The organism is Candidatus Nitrosocosmicus oleophilus (genome assembly GCF_000802205.1).
Taxonomy (GTDB): Archaea; Thermoproteota; Nitrososphaeria; order Nitrososphaerales; family Nitrososphaeraceae; genus Nitrosocosmicus; species Nitrosocosmicus oleophilus.
Genome location: NZ_CP012850.1, coordinates 1,888,615 through 1,903,193 on the forward strand (window position 1 = coordinate 1,888,615; position 14,579 = coordinate 1,903,193).

Genomic DNA, 14,579 nt, shown 5'->3' on the forward strand with positions numbered 1-14,579 from the left:
ACTAGAACCCAAGGGGGGAAATAACCATCTTTGGTAATCAACCAAATATCATAAAACACCAGCGAATATACGAGTATGATAATTTGTACCCACACCGATAGCTGTGAATCAACCATTTGACTAATTGATAAACTTGATTGCTTTGTTCACTGATAACAAGAAAAGCAAAGGTATTACGTAATTAAGGAAATCCTTTTTTATATGATAATGTGGTGGATTGATTGGGGCCACAAATTAAAAATTCGAATGTTAGTATTATGACTAGGTTGATGCGAATTTTATTGTAGAAAATTCAATATATGGGTATGAAAATATATACTACCATACTGACTTAAAACCAAAGCAGATATTTCTTTAATACATTGTCATATGGATCAAACCTACCGTGGCAGAGTATCAGTAAGAAAAAGTAGAGTGTATTTGTAGGAGTGAGCATCGGATTTTCTGAATTAATGGAATTTGCATTGTTTGCAAATGAGGTTAATATTGCAGATTAGGTTTTATTAATTTTATCCGTATTTTGGAGGATAAAGATACTAGGATCAGTTATATTTTTTTATGTCTGATTTTAAAAGTATTTGTGTTGGATCCTGGTGAAGGCAGCTTAGCGGAACTTATAACACATCTAATGGAGTATGTTGTTCTTGCGCTAGAAGTGGTAATCGCGATATTTATCATAGTGATCGTTTCCCGAACATTATTTGACCTATTCAAAAAATATGTTACAGGATTTGGAAAGAAGCAAGTATTGCAACAGCAGCAATTGTATAACAGTCAAATAGTAACACGAATGCTAAGGGGGTTACTGTATTCATTGGATTTCTTAATAGCTGTAGATATCTTAAAAACCATTATGACTCCATCACAAAGCGAACTCTTGTACTTTTTGGCTATAGTGGTGATAAGAATACTACTCAGCTGGGCAATGTCAAAAGAATTAGAAAAAAGTGATCCAGTAAATTACAATACTGATTAATTAGAATTCAACCGTGTCTATTAATAATAGGCCTAAATGATCAATAACATAAACATGGTCAATTTGCAAAATTTTGACCTGATGCGAACACTTTCAAATTCAATATTTGTTGAATCAGCTAATGATGCCAGTTTTAATCAAGATTTGAAGCTGAGATACCTTGAATGAGCATCACACACATAAAAATTTAAAGACAAATATCGAAAACTTTATCCAAATAAACACTTTTCAAATATCTCCATTTCCACAGAAAATTGTATCAAAATTGAGATTTCATTACAGGAATACTGTAAAAGCAATAGTTATAAAATAAAAAAATTAAACGATTTTTCTGCTATATGACAATTCGCAGATCAATTTGACTACCCTAAAGTCAGGATTGTACTATATTCTAAATCCGCTTTTCAATGATCACATTACATTTGTGATAGCAATTGCATCTTCATCTTTGCAAACTCTTCGTCAGTCAACAAACCTTTTTGATGAAGATCTCCAAGTTTTTGAATCTTTTCGGTCACATCCCCTTGGGAACTAGATGATTGTACATTTTGAGTCTGTTGTGATTGTTGTGCTCTCAATCTATCTATTTCGGCTTGTTGTGCTTGTGCTTGTTGCTGTGCTAACTGTTGTTGTTGTTGCATTGCCATGTCTGCTTGTTGTTGTTGTTGTTGCATTGCGGCTTGACTTCTGCTATTAGCTGCAGCTCTTCCAACTGCAAATGCTGCCCATCTTCCTCTCATATCTATATCAAAGTGTTCGTAACTAAAATAGTTATCTGGATATTCTAATTCATTCCTTTGGATAATATCTTGTTGAAACTCCAAGGATTACGATATTTGTATTGAAATTATTTTTGCCTATCTTTATGAGAATCTTAACATCCAAAATTTCTCGTTTTTTTGAAGATGTCTTTGATGGTGTATGATTACTTGTAAAGAGGCAGTATATACATTTCTAGATAGTAATGAAATATAAGAGAAAATCATAGGTGGGATATAGCGTTGGTCTTTAACCAATCACTATTTTTATGCACTAATTATTTTCTTACCAGATCTTGATTTTGATGAATTAATTTATTCAGCGTTATGCTTCATGTCTCCTATCGTGTACCCAAATATAAATTCCAATTATCATGGCCAACAGCCCATTAATCAAAAGTACAATACCCGAGACTATGGCAAAGAACAATATTCCTGCATCAATCATTAATTTTTGTTTAATATTTTGAGTAGACACATCTTCGGTATCAGTGGATGTATTCAGGAAAGCATTAACACTAGCAGTAACCCTGTCAGCTAATCTATCAGGAATTTTGGCTGAAGCATTAATTCTATCAGTTACCTTGCCTGCTAATTTTTCAGTAGCCTTGTCTGCTAATCCTTTGGCTGATATATCGGGGAAATTTTCGATCATTAAAATAGCTTTATATGCTGATAATCCAAATATAATCGCGCTTGATACAAGAATGATTATACCTGCTAGCAGTATTTTATTGCCACGTTGCATTTACATTAGTTAGTAAAAGGTGTTAATAAACAATGTATATAAAAAGGAAAATTATTAGTGTTGCAAATTCAAATTGTGGTTTTATGAGGTACCTAGACGGGGAAACTCAAAAGCCAGAATTGGTTAAATCCTGTAATTAGTTATTCTAAATACCCCAAAAGATGGGTCTAATGATAATCCAGGTTTCTAAAGCCCTTTTCCAATGCTGGTGTTATAGTGCTTGAATCTAGCGTTATCCTTAAAACCTAAACTCGGTTTCATCATGATGTTAGAGAAACTCCAACGCCGTGAAAACCTGAACTTAGCTGGTTAAATTTTGCTTTAGTTCATTGAACTTTTGTGCAAGCATTGATAGGTCGCCAGCATATTTTTCCTTCAGTCCTTGAGTTGTATTTGCAACGCCTGCTTCTTCAAGGGCTTGATTGTATGCATCCGATACTGCTGCAACTACTTTGGCTGCAACTATCTTTTGTAATTCTTGAGAAATATCTGAGCTGTTAGACACTGTTAGAGATGTAATGTTAATTCCATTATTTCCAACTATCTCTTTAAATTTTGATATAACCTTATCCAGATTATCGGTAGGTTCTTGAACTGAAGTTGAGTTTACCCCTTGGGCAAATACTTTGTTAGTGTATAATCCATCACTATTCAATAGTACCACTGAGACTGCAAAAACAAGTATACCAAGAGCAATCCCGATTCCTTCTTTTTTATAAATGATTTTCATGATTTGACTTATAGAAACAAGTATAAAGGTTTAATTCTTATTCACGCCAAAAAAACATCCATACAATTAATTCATACAGACTTACCTTATTTATGCGAGTCAATTAGAATGATTGCGAAATATTGAATAGATTACATATTATCGTTGAAAATATTATTTTCAACTCTAAAATTCAATTGGATTGAATTGAACTAAAGATTTAGAATTTCAAAGGCAAGAGTTCTTCTATCTTTATATATTAGATCTATTTAATAAACCGTAATGTTATCTCTAAAAATATCTATCGTTTTTACATCTTTGATAGTTTTAATAGGATCAGTATACGTATCTAATGCTTACAGTCAGGTAAGTGACTCAAGTGGCATTATTGTTGGGCGAGAGGGAAGTGTCTTTGGATTAGTTGATATTGATTCTGATGGCCACTCGTTAAACATTGCTGGGGTTGCAAATTATATCCCACCAACTGACAAAGTATTTGAAGTTTGGCTATATGATGGAAACTATCGTGCATCAGGATATCCATTAAGTGTTGGGATGATAAAGGCTGATGGATCTTTTAGTATGGAATCCACCCAGGTTTATCCATACACATACACTGACTTATTTGTGACCATGGAACCCAAAGATGATAAAGATCCAAAGCCATCCTATTCCAACCAAGTAGGCATTTACGTCTTACCAGCACCATTTGGACAATAATTTCTTTTTTTTCTATCTTTTTGAGTAGACATTTTTTTTCAGTTTATCAGGCCCTAGTATCCTACGTTTTGAATTTTTGATTACTCAGCCTGCTTTAGAGTAGAAGGGTAGAAAGATAAAATTCTCTAGACTGAAAATAGACACCAAAAAATAGCCTGAATGCACCATTTGGATATATTCACTAATGTTAAAAGCAAAACAAGATTACATGAATTTTTCGACGTCGAAAAATTTGAGTGATTCTTATGGCATTTTATATTTCAATTTTTGATTAAATCTTTTTTGCTCTCTTATCATGATGTCTATTTGATTATTTATCAGATTCTTGTGATGCATTAGTGTCTCATAGATGATCCAGTTATCGTCGACTTCTTCAATAATCGTTCCAATTCTATTTTGAGTAATCTTAAGAGTTGTAAGAATTTTGTCAAAACACCTGTTTATTTTTAAATCTCTATTTTCTTTTGAATCCATTAGTGAATTATACTCAAGGCTTTCAGTAGCATCAGCGATAGATAGTGCATTTGCAAGTTTCCTAACTTCTTTTACTGTCAAATCCTTGTTTACTATTTCGATAGCCATTTCATGTCGAGTTGCATGATTCTTTACATAAACTAATTCTTCGGCCACACTCGGGCTTATTTTAGATTTTGAAATCTCATCAACTATCTCTACTGCTAATTCTAAGAGTGAAAGCCTTTTTGATACATATGATGGACTTTTGGAGATCTTATGGGCTAGTTCGGATACGCCTCCCCATCCAAAATCGGTGATATAGACTTTGAACGCTCTTGCTTCTTCTATAGGATTGAGATTTTTTCTTTGAATATTTTCAGCCAAGGATATTTCAAAACTGTCTTTATCGTCTACCTCTATCACATGACAGGGTATTTTTTTCCATCTCAGTTTCTTGCAAGCAAGGTATCGACGGATTCCAGAAATGATTTCAAACTGGCTTTCTTTGATTCTTATAATAATTGGGTGTAGCAAACCATGTTGTAAGATTGATAGGGCTAATTCATCTGTTGACTCCTTCCCCCTTTCATGAATCGTGTAATTGGGTAAAATCAAATTACTAATCTCAACTTCCTCCACTATTCCTTTCATCATAGGGCTAGCAGAGAAATTTTTCATCATATTTTATCCAGTCATCTGAGGTATTTAACGGTTTAATAAAATTTTCACATTTAGACAAATTAAGTTATAAAATTTCCACTTAATTTCAAATTAGACCAAATATATGGATGCCCGTACTATGCTTAAATCTGACTGGAGCAGTTCTTCGTTGGGCCTATTTAAGGAAATCCTTTGAAAAAATCATCAGAAACTTACAAAAAATCAAAAAAGTAGGGCATATGCCTATCTATAAAAATGAATTGAAGAATTTGTGAATAGCACAGACAGGACTGACTATAATTTTTTCATAAAGTACTCTTCAACCCTGAATTGATAAAGATAATTTCTGTTACCAGTTTAATTATTTTACTATTTGTGATTTAAGTCCATGGAGTTCTTTTGAGTAAGTACATCTTTATTTTCCTACCTGAAGTCTGTATTTTGAAGTAACCTCTTTGTTTATTATGTATCCTATATTGGGTAATATTTAAAACAAAAAGAAGTTTATCGAAAGTCTGTATATATGATAGTTAGGTAACGTTTTTCTATAATAAGCTCTACTGATTTCGAAGAATAGATCCTCTTAAATATTTTGTTTCAGGAATATGTTTAGTACTTATTTCACATCGGATACTTTTTGTCAGTACATCTATGAGATCTGATTTAGAGATAAGTGGATTTAATGACAAGTGTAACCACCTTGCCTGTGACCTCAACATATGGGATCGGATAAGTTGAGAATCCAGATGATAAAATAGCAACCAACTCATCTGAAGAAAAGCATGGAGTGCTGAGCTCCGAACTATTCAATCTTATCACATTTTTATGGATGAAAAGAATTTACGAATTTATCTGTTTTTTTAGTAAGAGATATGTGGAGAATAGCGTAATCTAAAGTACATCGCAAATTATACCTTTTCAAATCTTAAAAGGCGTAGTAAGTCCTAAAAAAAGTTTTCGATCGCTCAAAATTCTATAATGAGTCCTCTACTATCTTACTTGAGGGATTAAAATTTGTTTTATCAATCTCAAAATTTGTGAAACATTACCAGAATTGGATTTCCAAATAACTCAGATAGAAAATTGGTTTCATCTATTGTTTCTAAATTTGTCTCGAGTCCCCGAATTTATTGAAAGGACCTAGTGATTTTACAAAAAATTTTGTTTGTGCATCATTTACTATGCATCGGTATATTTACTGTGCTAATGTTGACTCAAAAAATGTACCTTTTTTAGGAGCATTAGTCAGATGATATTCTTGCTTGCTTTTTCGAACCTTATTTCCCATAAAAATATGCTTTACGGGCCAGTTTTAGGATTTTTCGGTATAGGTGTCTCTGTTACTAACATTCTAGTCATTTGTTAACTTCGATAAAATGTTGCTGACCCCTTTACTCTTACCTAATTTTTCTTCAGCCAAATGTTTGTTATTTTTAGCCTGAACATTTTTAGGATCCAACTTTAACGCCTTGTCATACCATTCTATAGCCTCATTGTACTTACCTAGGTTAAACAGGGATGCGCCTTTATTGAATGTGGCATTAACATGTTCCGGATATATTTTTAACGCCTTGTCATACCATTCTATAGCCTCATTGTATTTACCTAGTTCGTCAAGAGCTGAGCCCTTGTTGTTTAAAGCGTTTACATGTTTAGGATCTATCGCTAACGCCTTGTCATACCACTCCATAGCCTCATTGTATTTACCTAATTCGTCTAATGCTACACCCTTGTTGTTTAAAACATTAGCATTTTGTGGTTTTAGCTTTAGTGCCTCATCAAAGTACTCTATAGCCTTACTGTGTCTTCCTAAAGTATAATACACCCATCCTTTGTTATTTAGAGCGTTTACATGTCTAGGATCTATTTTTAACGCCTTGTCATACCAGTCTATAGCCTCAATGTACTTTCCGAGACTTTGTAAGGCCCTGCCCTTGTTATTTAAAGAATCAGGATCATTGGGTTCCAACTTTAACGCCTTGTCATACCACTCTATAGCCTCACTGTACCTACCAAGGCTGTAGAATGCTGCGCCCTTGTTGTTTAGAGATATTGTATATGTTGATTTTATCTCCAAAGCCTTGTCATACCATTCTATAGCCTCGATGTATTTACCTAGCTCATCATATGCCGCACCCTTGTTATTCAGAGCGTTAACATTTTTAGGATCTATTTTTAACGACTTGTCATACCACTCTATAGCCTCACTATACTTTCCGAGACTATGTAGGGCCCTGCCCTTGTTATTTAGAGCGTTAGCATTTTTAGGATCTACATCTAAAGCTTTGTCATACCACTCTATAGCTTCTATGTATCTACCTAATTTATCAAATGCCGCACCCTTATTGTTTAAAGCGTTTACATTCTTAGGATCTACCTCCAAAGCCTTGTCATACCACTCTATAGCTTCATTATATCGTCCGAGACTATATCGAGCCTTTCCTTGGTTGTTTAAGGAAATCGCATCATCTGGTTCTATTTTTAACGCCTCATCATACCACTCTATAGCCTCATCATATCTTCCTAAAGTATAGTAAACCCAACCCTTGTTGTTTAAAGCATTTGCATGGTTAGGATATATTTTTAGTGTCCTGTCAAAGTACTCTATTGCATCACTATATCTTTCATGCTTATAAAGTCCAGTACCTTTGTTATTCAAAGCGTTTACATAATTAGGATTTACCTGCAATGCCCGGTCAAAGTACTCTATTGCATCACCGTATCTTTCAAGGGTATAGAGTACTTCACCTTTGTTATTTAGTGCGTTTACATGGTTGGGATGTATTTTAAGCGCCTTGTCATACCAGTCTATTGCTTCACTGTATCTTCCTACCTTATTCAATGTAAATGCCTTATTGAGTATCGCCTCAAAATAACGGACATCAATGTGTAGAATCCTGTCGTAGCATTCAAGGGCGTAATCATACTTGCCCAGATAGAAATATTGGTTACCCATTAATATTAAATGCTTTAGCTCGAGGTCGTGTTTTGAAATTTGTAATTCCCCTATCTTAATATCGATTATCCTGGTTTTGCATTCGGCCTCAATTTTTTCGACTTCATCTAATATGTCTTGACATGGTTTGACCAACGCAATAGAAGAGTCCTGTAATTCTTGAGCCTTATTTTCATTTTTTTGATAGTTATCCGCTAATAATTGGTACAACAGGTTAGATTTATGGGATAATCTTTGAAATAGATCTAAAACCTTTACTGAAGCATCTCCTTTGTCATCAAAAATAATTGTGTTTTCAACTATTGTATAATTTAGCGATTGATTATCGAAAGTTGCTGTTCCAGAAGAAGGAGTATTATTTATATCATTTATAGATTCTGAGGAGGAGATATTACCTGCTTCATTTGTGCTGTTCTGATCATTAGAAGGTCTCAGATCGATTCCACAGCCGGGGCATATGGTCTCATTATCCGATTCAAGAGAATAACCACATTGATGACAGAATGACATTAATATCCTTATGGTCTCTCTATATAAAAGATAATTGCAAAAGTTTACTATTAAAAATTCAGAATTAGAGCTCCTAAAATGAAAATACAAGAAAAAAGCTTCTAAATTAGTTACACAATGGATCACAGCATCGACAAGATCAGACAGCTTTACATTAACCGTAAATCCAACTAATTCACCTTCGGCCTTCCAATGTACTTACTAGAGTTTACTTGTACACTACCATTGGCCTTGTAATGGTTGATAAGAATTTGTTTCATTATTATAAATTAGATCAACTTGGTCACAAACACGATTTTTTGAACCTATCAATATTTGAAAAAACTTTGTACATCAAATAAATGACATTCATTGTTTCAGTTTAAAAGTCTTCAAAAAGTGTTCTAATACAATCAAATGAATGTTAACCACCAATTACAAAAACCCAAAAGCATTCAAAAATCAAAATCATCTGAATCTAATTTATTAACCATCCAAGTGAAACAAGGGAGTGACAGGCGGAGGTGAATCAAAGAAGGCAGTCTATGCTGCATTATTTGGTAATTTGGCAATTGCCATTTCGAAGCTCTTTGCAGCGTTATTTACTGGCAGTACATCTATGTGGGCTGAAACCTACCATTCATTCTCAGATACCTTCAATCAGGTACTACTTTTGGTGGGTGTGAAGACAAGCAAGAGGGAGGCAAATGAAAAGTATCCTTTTGGATTTGGCAAGGAACAATTTTTTTGGTCGTTTGTTGTAGCCATACTTATTTTTGGTATATCAGGAGTGTTATCTTTGGAACATGGGATAAGTTATTTTTTAAGCGATCACGCTACTCATGAGGTAAAAGATTACATAGTAAATTATGTGATTTTGGCAATAGCTCTAGTATTTGAAGTCTATTCGCTTAGGGTAGCATTTAGAATATTTAGCAAGATGATAGAAGATAGGGGTGAAAAATTAACTCTACCCGTATTGTTTGCGGAACTGAAAGAAAATAAAGATACTATTATCATAACAGTACTTGTAGAAGATTCCGCTGCTCTTTTGGGAATATTGATCGCTATAGTAGCGTTGGCCCTTTCTGAAATTACTGGAAATCTTGCTTATGATGCAATAGGTTCTCTCCTGATTGGAGTAGTATTAATGGGTTTTGCTTTATTTTTGGCCAGGGAGAACCGAGGCATGCTTATTGGTGAAGCAATGTCTAAAGGAGATCTAAAAAAGATAAATAACGTAATTTCTAGCATCCCTGAAGTTGAAAAAATAAAATCAATACGGACTATGCACCTTGCGGCCGAAGATGTTCTGATAGCAATTGAAGTTAGTTTGATTGAGAATTTAAGTACCGATGCGATCGAATCTATCATTGATAATATTGAAAATAAAATCAAAGAGGCCATACCCTATACTGACCGTTCAAAAATATACGTTGAGCTATCGCAATAGAATAAATAAAAATCTGTACTTTAACTTGAATCGGGACATATTCCCATCTGAACCAAAATATACTTGTCCCAATTAATTGGTAACAAAAAATTATGAAATCACTATATTTTAGTTGCTAAATAAACAATGTGCCCTCGGTATCATGTGTATACTTTTCGTGCGGAATTATCGACAATTTTCTTTTAGGTATATTCTATCAGCTAACCAGTATATTGTTAAAGTGTTAATTAACAATCTCACAATATATTTTGACCGGATTACCTTATTTAGATCAAATAGATGGGAAATCTCTGAGTGGATTAAACGATAAGAAAGCTAGTGAATTTTTGAGTTTGTATTGAGTATTGCTCAAATATCGTTCACATGAGATTCATAACCAATTATATGGAAATTTTTTATAAGAAGACAGATTATTAGAAAAGTTAAGCCACTCCAAGCGATTGAATTAATGGGATATAACATATGGAACCCTTGATTGAATACTCTGTCAATAAATTAACTGAAAATTAATTAGAATAATCATTTTTTCTTTATGATACACCCCATGTAACAAATAACTATTCTATTCTTAATGTTTGAATTGTATCATCTAGAATTGGTTGGAATTTAGATAGATACGCCTCATTTACGATCTTATCTGAAGAATATTCGCTAGACAACACTAATTGTAGAACATAAATTTTGGTCAAAGTATCAAATTTGTAAGACTTTGTTATTTCATTGTGACCAAAGTCAATACCTCCTGGGACAGGCTCTTTATCTGCTGTCAAGCATTTCATCGTTGAGATTTGAAATTGCTTACCATTTATTGTGGAGGTCGAATTTGGATTTAGCTCTGTACACTTTGTAGAAAGAGATGATGGTCCAGAATCAGCGAACGCTTCACTTTGTCGTTCCTTGAGATCCTCTTTATCTTGTACTACCAAATTAATTATAGGAAGGGTATCATTGTTTGAGAGAGAATTTAGGTCAGTAAAAAACTCTTGTGTTGTGGAAGGAAGTATGGTAAGGATAATGCCATTATCGCCATTCATGCTATCTGTTGCATACCAGCCTGTTGGAATCTCAAATTCCGATATACCATATTTGGGATTTGTATATTTTCCACTAAGATCTTGTCTAAAGTCTGGGGTGCCTGAACCATTACTAGCCGTGTTGTTAGAATTGCTTCCGACATTTGGATTGGCAAAAGAATTTTTAGAAAAAGATTCTTCGTCCTGGTTATTAGTTGAAATAATTTCTGGCTGATAGAAATTTTCTTGTTCTATTTGAGAAATTGAATTCGTAGAGTCATATTGTGCAAAGGTAGCGATACTTTCAACATCGTATCCAATAGAAATGATCACGAAAATTCCAATCAACATTAAAAAAGTATAATAAAATTTGATTGATATCTTATGTGAAACTTCAATGTCTATTGCCATTGGATTGTTTAAAACATTCAAATATATATGAATGTCTGCAAAACTAATGACCTTTAGTGATAAAACCTGGATTCATAGATTTACTGCATTAAGGGATCAATAATTCCGGGTTTGTAAAATACTTCAATGGGCCGGAAATAAATAAAATTATTACAAGCAAGACAAAACCGGTGTTGACTGCGTTGATAAAGACTTAAAGTCCAGACAAATACTTGTAAAATCTTGCATTCATTGCATGATACTGAGCCTTGAAAAGATCATTATTATCAAGGGCGTGATTCACTTGGTCAATTTCATGTCTCAGATTATTTAAATTCTTTTCTTTCATTTTGTCCATATTTTGTTTAAATTCAGAAGAAACCTTATCATTGACTTTACGCATTGTTTCTTCATAACTTTTATTTAAATCGTCCAAATTGTTATTGCTTGCCATGGTGATCATGAATATGTCAATTATAAAAAGCATTTTCTCATCCCAACATAATTAATATTTTATCAAAATTGTATCTTATTGTCATTTTTTGGCTTATATTGGCATATTTACTGAATGGTATTAAATCATTAATGTACCCTATAAAGTAACTCATTCTTTTGTCAATAATTTTTATGCCAGGCAATCTATTCTTTAAAAAAAGATATGCTATCGATATTTTCAACTCTCGAGCTGGCTCCTTAATGTTAATATTGCTTGTTAAGAATTATATACAGTTTAATAATTAGGTAACAGTTAAGAGGACCAAAGATACTAGTGTCTTTTCGTTGAATACCAAAGCAATAATTTTTTCATTTTTCTCTAATCTAGTAGTGGTCATACTCATTTGATGATAATTTCAAAATAAATAGAAAATGTTATAAAATAGGTTTGAATCAATAATGTGTGACAATAAAAAAACAGGCCTCGAAGAAAAATGAGAAGGTGGCAATTAACCGCAAATTTGGACAAATTATCATAATACCGTTAGGGGCAATACTACTTATTTCCGCTCTCCTCGTTATTCCATTAGGCCAAGATCATAACGCATATTCCCAATCTTTCAACACTAGTTCCACAGTGAATTCAGCAAGTTCTGGAGTCGACCTATTAAATATTCATCCCACACCATCAAATGTAAAAACGGGCAACACTTTTGAACTATTGGCAACAGTAATTAACAATTCCACAGGGTCAATAATGTTACCTGCTGGGGTTTGCGATTCACCGTTAACAGCGTTCTTTATGGCAAATGTGGTTATAAGACCGGATCAATTCCAAGGTTGTACCGCTCCTTCATCCCCATTTGAATTAAAGCAGGGAGAAAAGGTTACGGTTGCCGGTCCAGTTCCTGGAACATTATACCAAGCAATCAAAGCCGGGAAAACTCCAGCGACTGCCACTGTATATTACCTAACAGAGAATATGCAGCCCAGTAACGTTACAAAACCATTTGTATTTACCATTAGTTAGAGCCAAGATGACACTACTATGATATAAGATGGCTAAAGATCGTTCCTTTCTAAAGTATATATGTGGTGGGATTTCATAGAATAGTCAAATTGAAGTTTCGGATGTCCACTATTTTGGACTCTTAATGTAAAGAAAATCTCTAAGGCACTCGGGTAAGTATCTGTCGTTATGGCAGATCTCATTCATTTTAAATATAAGGAATCTGCATTTTATTACTCTTCATTTTTTATGTCTTCCCTATTTTTATTTTAAAGCACATTTAGAGTTCGTTTTTTCTTTTGAGCCTTTGGTATCTTTGACTTGTAAAACCATGAGGTGCCTTCTTAAGTGGTATGATCTTGACATGTAATCCAGATTCTTTACCCTCATCTTGCGACATAGCGTACAGAATGTTTCTTTTATCATCAGAAATCAACCTGAGGATTGTATACCTCGTGATGATATCCAAAATGGTTAGATAAAGGTGTTTTGGTGTCTAATTGAAAAGTATGGGTTTACACAACTGTCGGTAAATGTCCTAAGACATGGGAAGTGTTGGGAGATATTGCATATGCAATTGCGCCAAAGTATTTCATTTGTCTTAATTCAGATTTAGTTGCCTAAAAGATTTGTATGTTGTAAGATTTCTTAATGTGCGGATTACTCGTTGTTTGTCTGTTTTTAACTCCTCCCCTAACATGCTGAATTCTAGTACTGCAACATGGTTCATTCGGTCATATCTGCCGTTAGCGGAATTCAGAAGTTGCGTTTGATCGTGTTGGACTTGTGGTGAAATGCGCCAGGATAAGTATAGTATACGTCGGCAAAGATCTCGTCTTGGCCTCCCCAGTCCTCGTTCAAGTTCGCACCGATAGCACTATCAGTGAAGAATACCGTCCCATCTGGGCCTACAACGCCGCCTCCACTAGGTGCACTGATAAAATCTTCATGCCCTAGGTCTTCGCCCCGTAAACGCCAATACACAGTCTGATTTGGTATGAAGCCAGAACCCCTAACTTCCACCTTGTAGACCCCGGGAGACCCTCCAATCGGAGTAATGGAAAGCTCTACTACTTCTGCCATAATGTTACCTCCTTTATAAATTCCATTTTTCTGTCATAAATGTTCTTACTCAATGAACTGTGAAAACGGACGATAGAATATAAGTTTATATTAACAGCGAAGAACTTTTACAGGACACGGATATTTTTTAGTTGATTTCTGACTAATATGGGAATTAGGTAACCGCTTATTAAAATAGAGTTTAGTTTAGTTTAGTCCTGCTGTTTCATAACCTCATAATTTTCTTGCGCGGAAGGCATAAACTCTTCAATTTTCATAGTTTTGATCTTGTACTTTCATTCGTTTTGGGCAGGAACATTCCGAGGTAATCGGATCTAAATCTATTTTCAAGAATTTACTTTATAGAATCTTTCTGACGTAAATCGTTTATTTTTCAAAAATGGAGTTACATGTCTGGTTATTTTTAGCTTAACCAATTGTCAAAATATTTGAAATTTGATCCAAGGTATTGATTTGAAAAGTATTTGTTATTTGACATACATGGGTAGCTGTACTTTCATTTTCTTTGTTGAACTTGTTCTGTAACCAAAATTCATCATTCATGTTCATTTAAGGTAGTATCTTATTTTTGCAATTCGATCAAGTTTAAATCCTATCTCCATTCATTTTTCTTAAGTTCATAATCATAATGATAGTAGTTAGGTAATGAGTCAAATGAAAGAGGTTATTATCCAGGTCTTATCTTCACCACTTTCTTGGTTTCGGAATTTCAATTTAGTTCCCA

General features: G+C 33.9%; 13 protein-coding genes. 4 read left to right on the forward strand and 9 right to left on the reverse strand.

Features of this window, described 5'->3' with window-relative positions; translation table 11 throughout:
- The first annotated feature begins 580 nt into the window (after positions 1-580).
- On the forward strand, positions 581-976 hold the full coding sequence (locus NMY3_RS09090; RefSeq protein ID WP_231099971.1) for a DUF1622 domain-containing protein: 396 nt from the start codon (positions 581-583) through the stop codon (positions 974-976).
- A 416-nt stretch (positions 977-1,392) separates the two neighbouring features.
- On the opposite strand, the gene NMY3_RS09095 is transcribed toward NMY3_RS09090, so the two are convergent.
- From NMY3_RS09095 to NMY3_RS09105, 3 genes are all read right to left on the reverse strand, one after another.
- The gene (locus NMY3_RS09095) at positions 1,393-1,800 is read right to left on the reverse strand and encodes an SHOCT domain-containing protein (RefSeq protein WP_196815576.1); all 408 of its coding nucleotides are present in this window, start codon (positions 1,798-1,800) and stop codon (positions 1,393-1,395) included.
- Between the two features lie 259 nt (positions 1,801-2,059).
- Positions 2,060-2,482 (reverse strand): hypothetical protein, encoded by a 423-nt coding sequence (locus NMY3_RS09100; protein WP_231099972.1) that lies wholly within the window; start codon positions 2,480-2,482, stop codon positions 2,060-2,062.
- A 301-nt stretch (positions 2,483-2,783) separates the two neighbouring features.
- A complete protein-coding gene (locus NMY3_RS09105; protein ID WP_196815578.1) occupies positions 2,784-3,212 on the reverse strand; it encodes a hypothetical protein in 429 nt (142 codons plus the stop codon).
- Between the two features lie 297 nt (positions 3,213-3,509).
- Between NMY3_RS09105 and NMY3_RS09110 the strand changes: the two genes are divergently transcribed.
- Complete coding sequence (locus NMY3_RS09110) at positions 3,510-3,911, forward strand: anti-sigma factor (protein WP_196815579.1); 402 nt, start codon at positions 3,510-3,512, stop codon at positions 3,909-3,911.
- Between the two features lie 243 nt (positions 3,912-4,154).
- Here the strand turns inward: NMY3_RS09110 and NMY3_RS09115 are convergent, their stop codons facing one another.
- Together NMY3_RS09115 and NMY3_RS09120 are read right to left on the reverse strand one after the other, a co-directional pair.
- Positions 4,155-5,045, reverse strand: coding sequence for a ParB/RepB/Spo0J family partition protein (locus NMY3_RS09115; protein WP_196815580.1), 891 nt, complete (start codon positions 5,043-5,045; stop codon positions 4,155-4,157).
- Positions 5,046-6,378: 1,333 nt separating this feature from the next.
- Entirely contained in the window at positions 6,379-8,493 is a 2,115-nt protein-coding gene (locus NMY3_RS09120) for a tetratricopeptide repeat protein (protein ID WP_196815581.1), read from the reverse strand.
- Positions 8,494-8,983: 490 nt separating this feature from the next.
- Here NMY3_RS09120 and NMY3_RS09125 point away from each other — a divergent pair, with 490 nt between their 5' ends.
- Positions 8,984-9,925, forward strand: a complete 942-nt coding sequence (locus tag NMY3_RS09125) for a cation diffusion facilitator family transporter (RefSeq protein WP_196815582.1) — start codon at positions 8,984-8,986, stop codon at positions 9,923-9,925.
- Between the two features lie 557 nt (positions 9,926-10,482).
- Here the strand turns inward: NMY3_RS09125 and NMY3_RS09130 are convergent.
- Complete coding sequence (locus NMY3_RS09130) at positions 10,483-11,349, reverse strand: hypothetical protein (protein ID WP_196815583.1); 867 nt, start codon at positions 11,347-11,349, stop codon at positions 10,483-10,485.
- A gap of 193 nt (positions 11,350-11,542) precedes the next feature.
- Positions 11,543-11,815: a hypothetical protein gene (locus tag NMY3_RS09135; RefSeq protein WP_196815584.1), complete on the reverse strand. Its 273-nt coding sequence runs from the start codon at positions 11,813-11,815 to the stop codon at positions 11,543-11,545.
- Between the two features lie 411 nt (positions 11,816-12,226).
- On the opposite strand from NMY3_RS09135, the gene NMY3_RS09140 reads away from it, so the two are divergent.
- Positions 12,227-12,793: a hypothetical protein gene (locus NMY3_RS09140; protein WP_196815585.1), complete on the forward strand. Its 567-nt coding sequence runs from the start codon at positions 12,227-12,229 to the stop codon at positions 12,791-12,793.
- Between the two features lie 259 nt (positions 12,794-13,052).
- On the opposite strand, the gene NMY3_RS09145 is transcribed toward NMY3_RS09140, so the two are convergent.
- Complete coding sequence (locus NMY3_RS09145) at positions 13,053-13,208, reverse strand: hypothetical protein (protein WP_196815586.1); 156 nt, start codon at positions 13,206-13,208, stop codon at positions 13,053-13,055.
- Positions 13,209-13,528: 320 nt separating this feature from the next.
- The gene (locus NMY3_RS09150; RefSeq protein ID WP_196815587.1) at positions 13,529-13,855 is read right to left on the reverse strand and encodes a hypothetical protein; all 327 of its coding nucleotides are present in this window, start codon (positions 13,853-13,855) and stop codon (positions 13,529-13,531) included.
- Positions 13,856-14,579 lie beyond the last annotated feature (724 nt).

What these genes read in the sequence shown, in the direction of transcription:
- NMY3_RS09100 (WP_231099972.1), bottom strand. Translation starts at nt 2,482, where the DNA reads ATGCAACGTGGCAATAAAATACTGCTAGCAGGTATAATCATTCTTGTA.
- NMY3_RS09105 (WP_196815578.1), bottom strand. Translation starts at nt 3,212, where the DNA reads ATGAAAATCATTTATAAAAAAGAAGGAATCGGGATTGCTCTTGGTATA.
- NMY3_RS09115 (WP_196815580.1), bottom strand. Translation starts at nt 5,045, where the DNA reads ATGAAAAATTTCTCTGCTAGCCCTATGATGAAAGGAATAGTGGAGGAA.
- NMY3_RS09120 (WP_196815581.1), bottom strand. Translation starts at nt 8,493, where the DNA reads ATGTCATTCTGTCATCAATGTGGTTATTCTCTTGAATCGGATAATGAG.
- NMY3_RS09130 (WP_196815583.1), bottom strand. Translation starts at nt 11,349, where the DNA reads ATGGCAATAGACATTGAAGTTTCACATAAGATATCAATCAAATTTTAT.
- NMY3_RS09135 (WP_196815584.1), bottom strand. Translation starts at nt 11,815, where the DNA reads ATGCTTTTTATAATTGACATATTCATGATCACCATGGCAAGCAATAAC.
- NMY3_RS09150 (WP_196815587.1), bottom strand. Translation starts at nt 13,855, where the DNA reads ATGGCAGAAGTAGTAGAGCTTTCCATTACTCCGATTGGAGGGTCTCCC.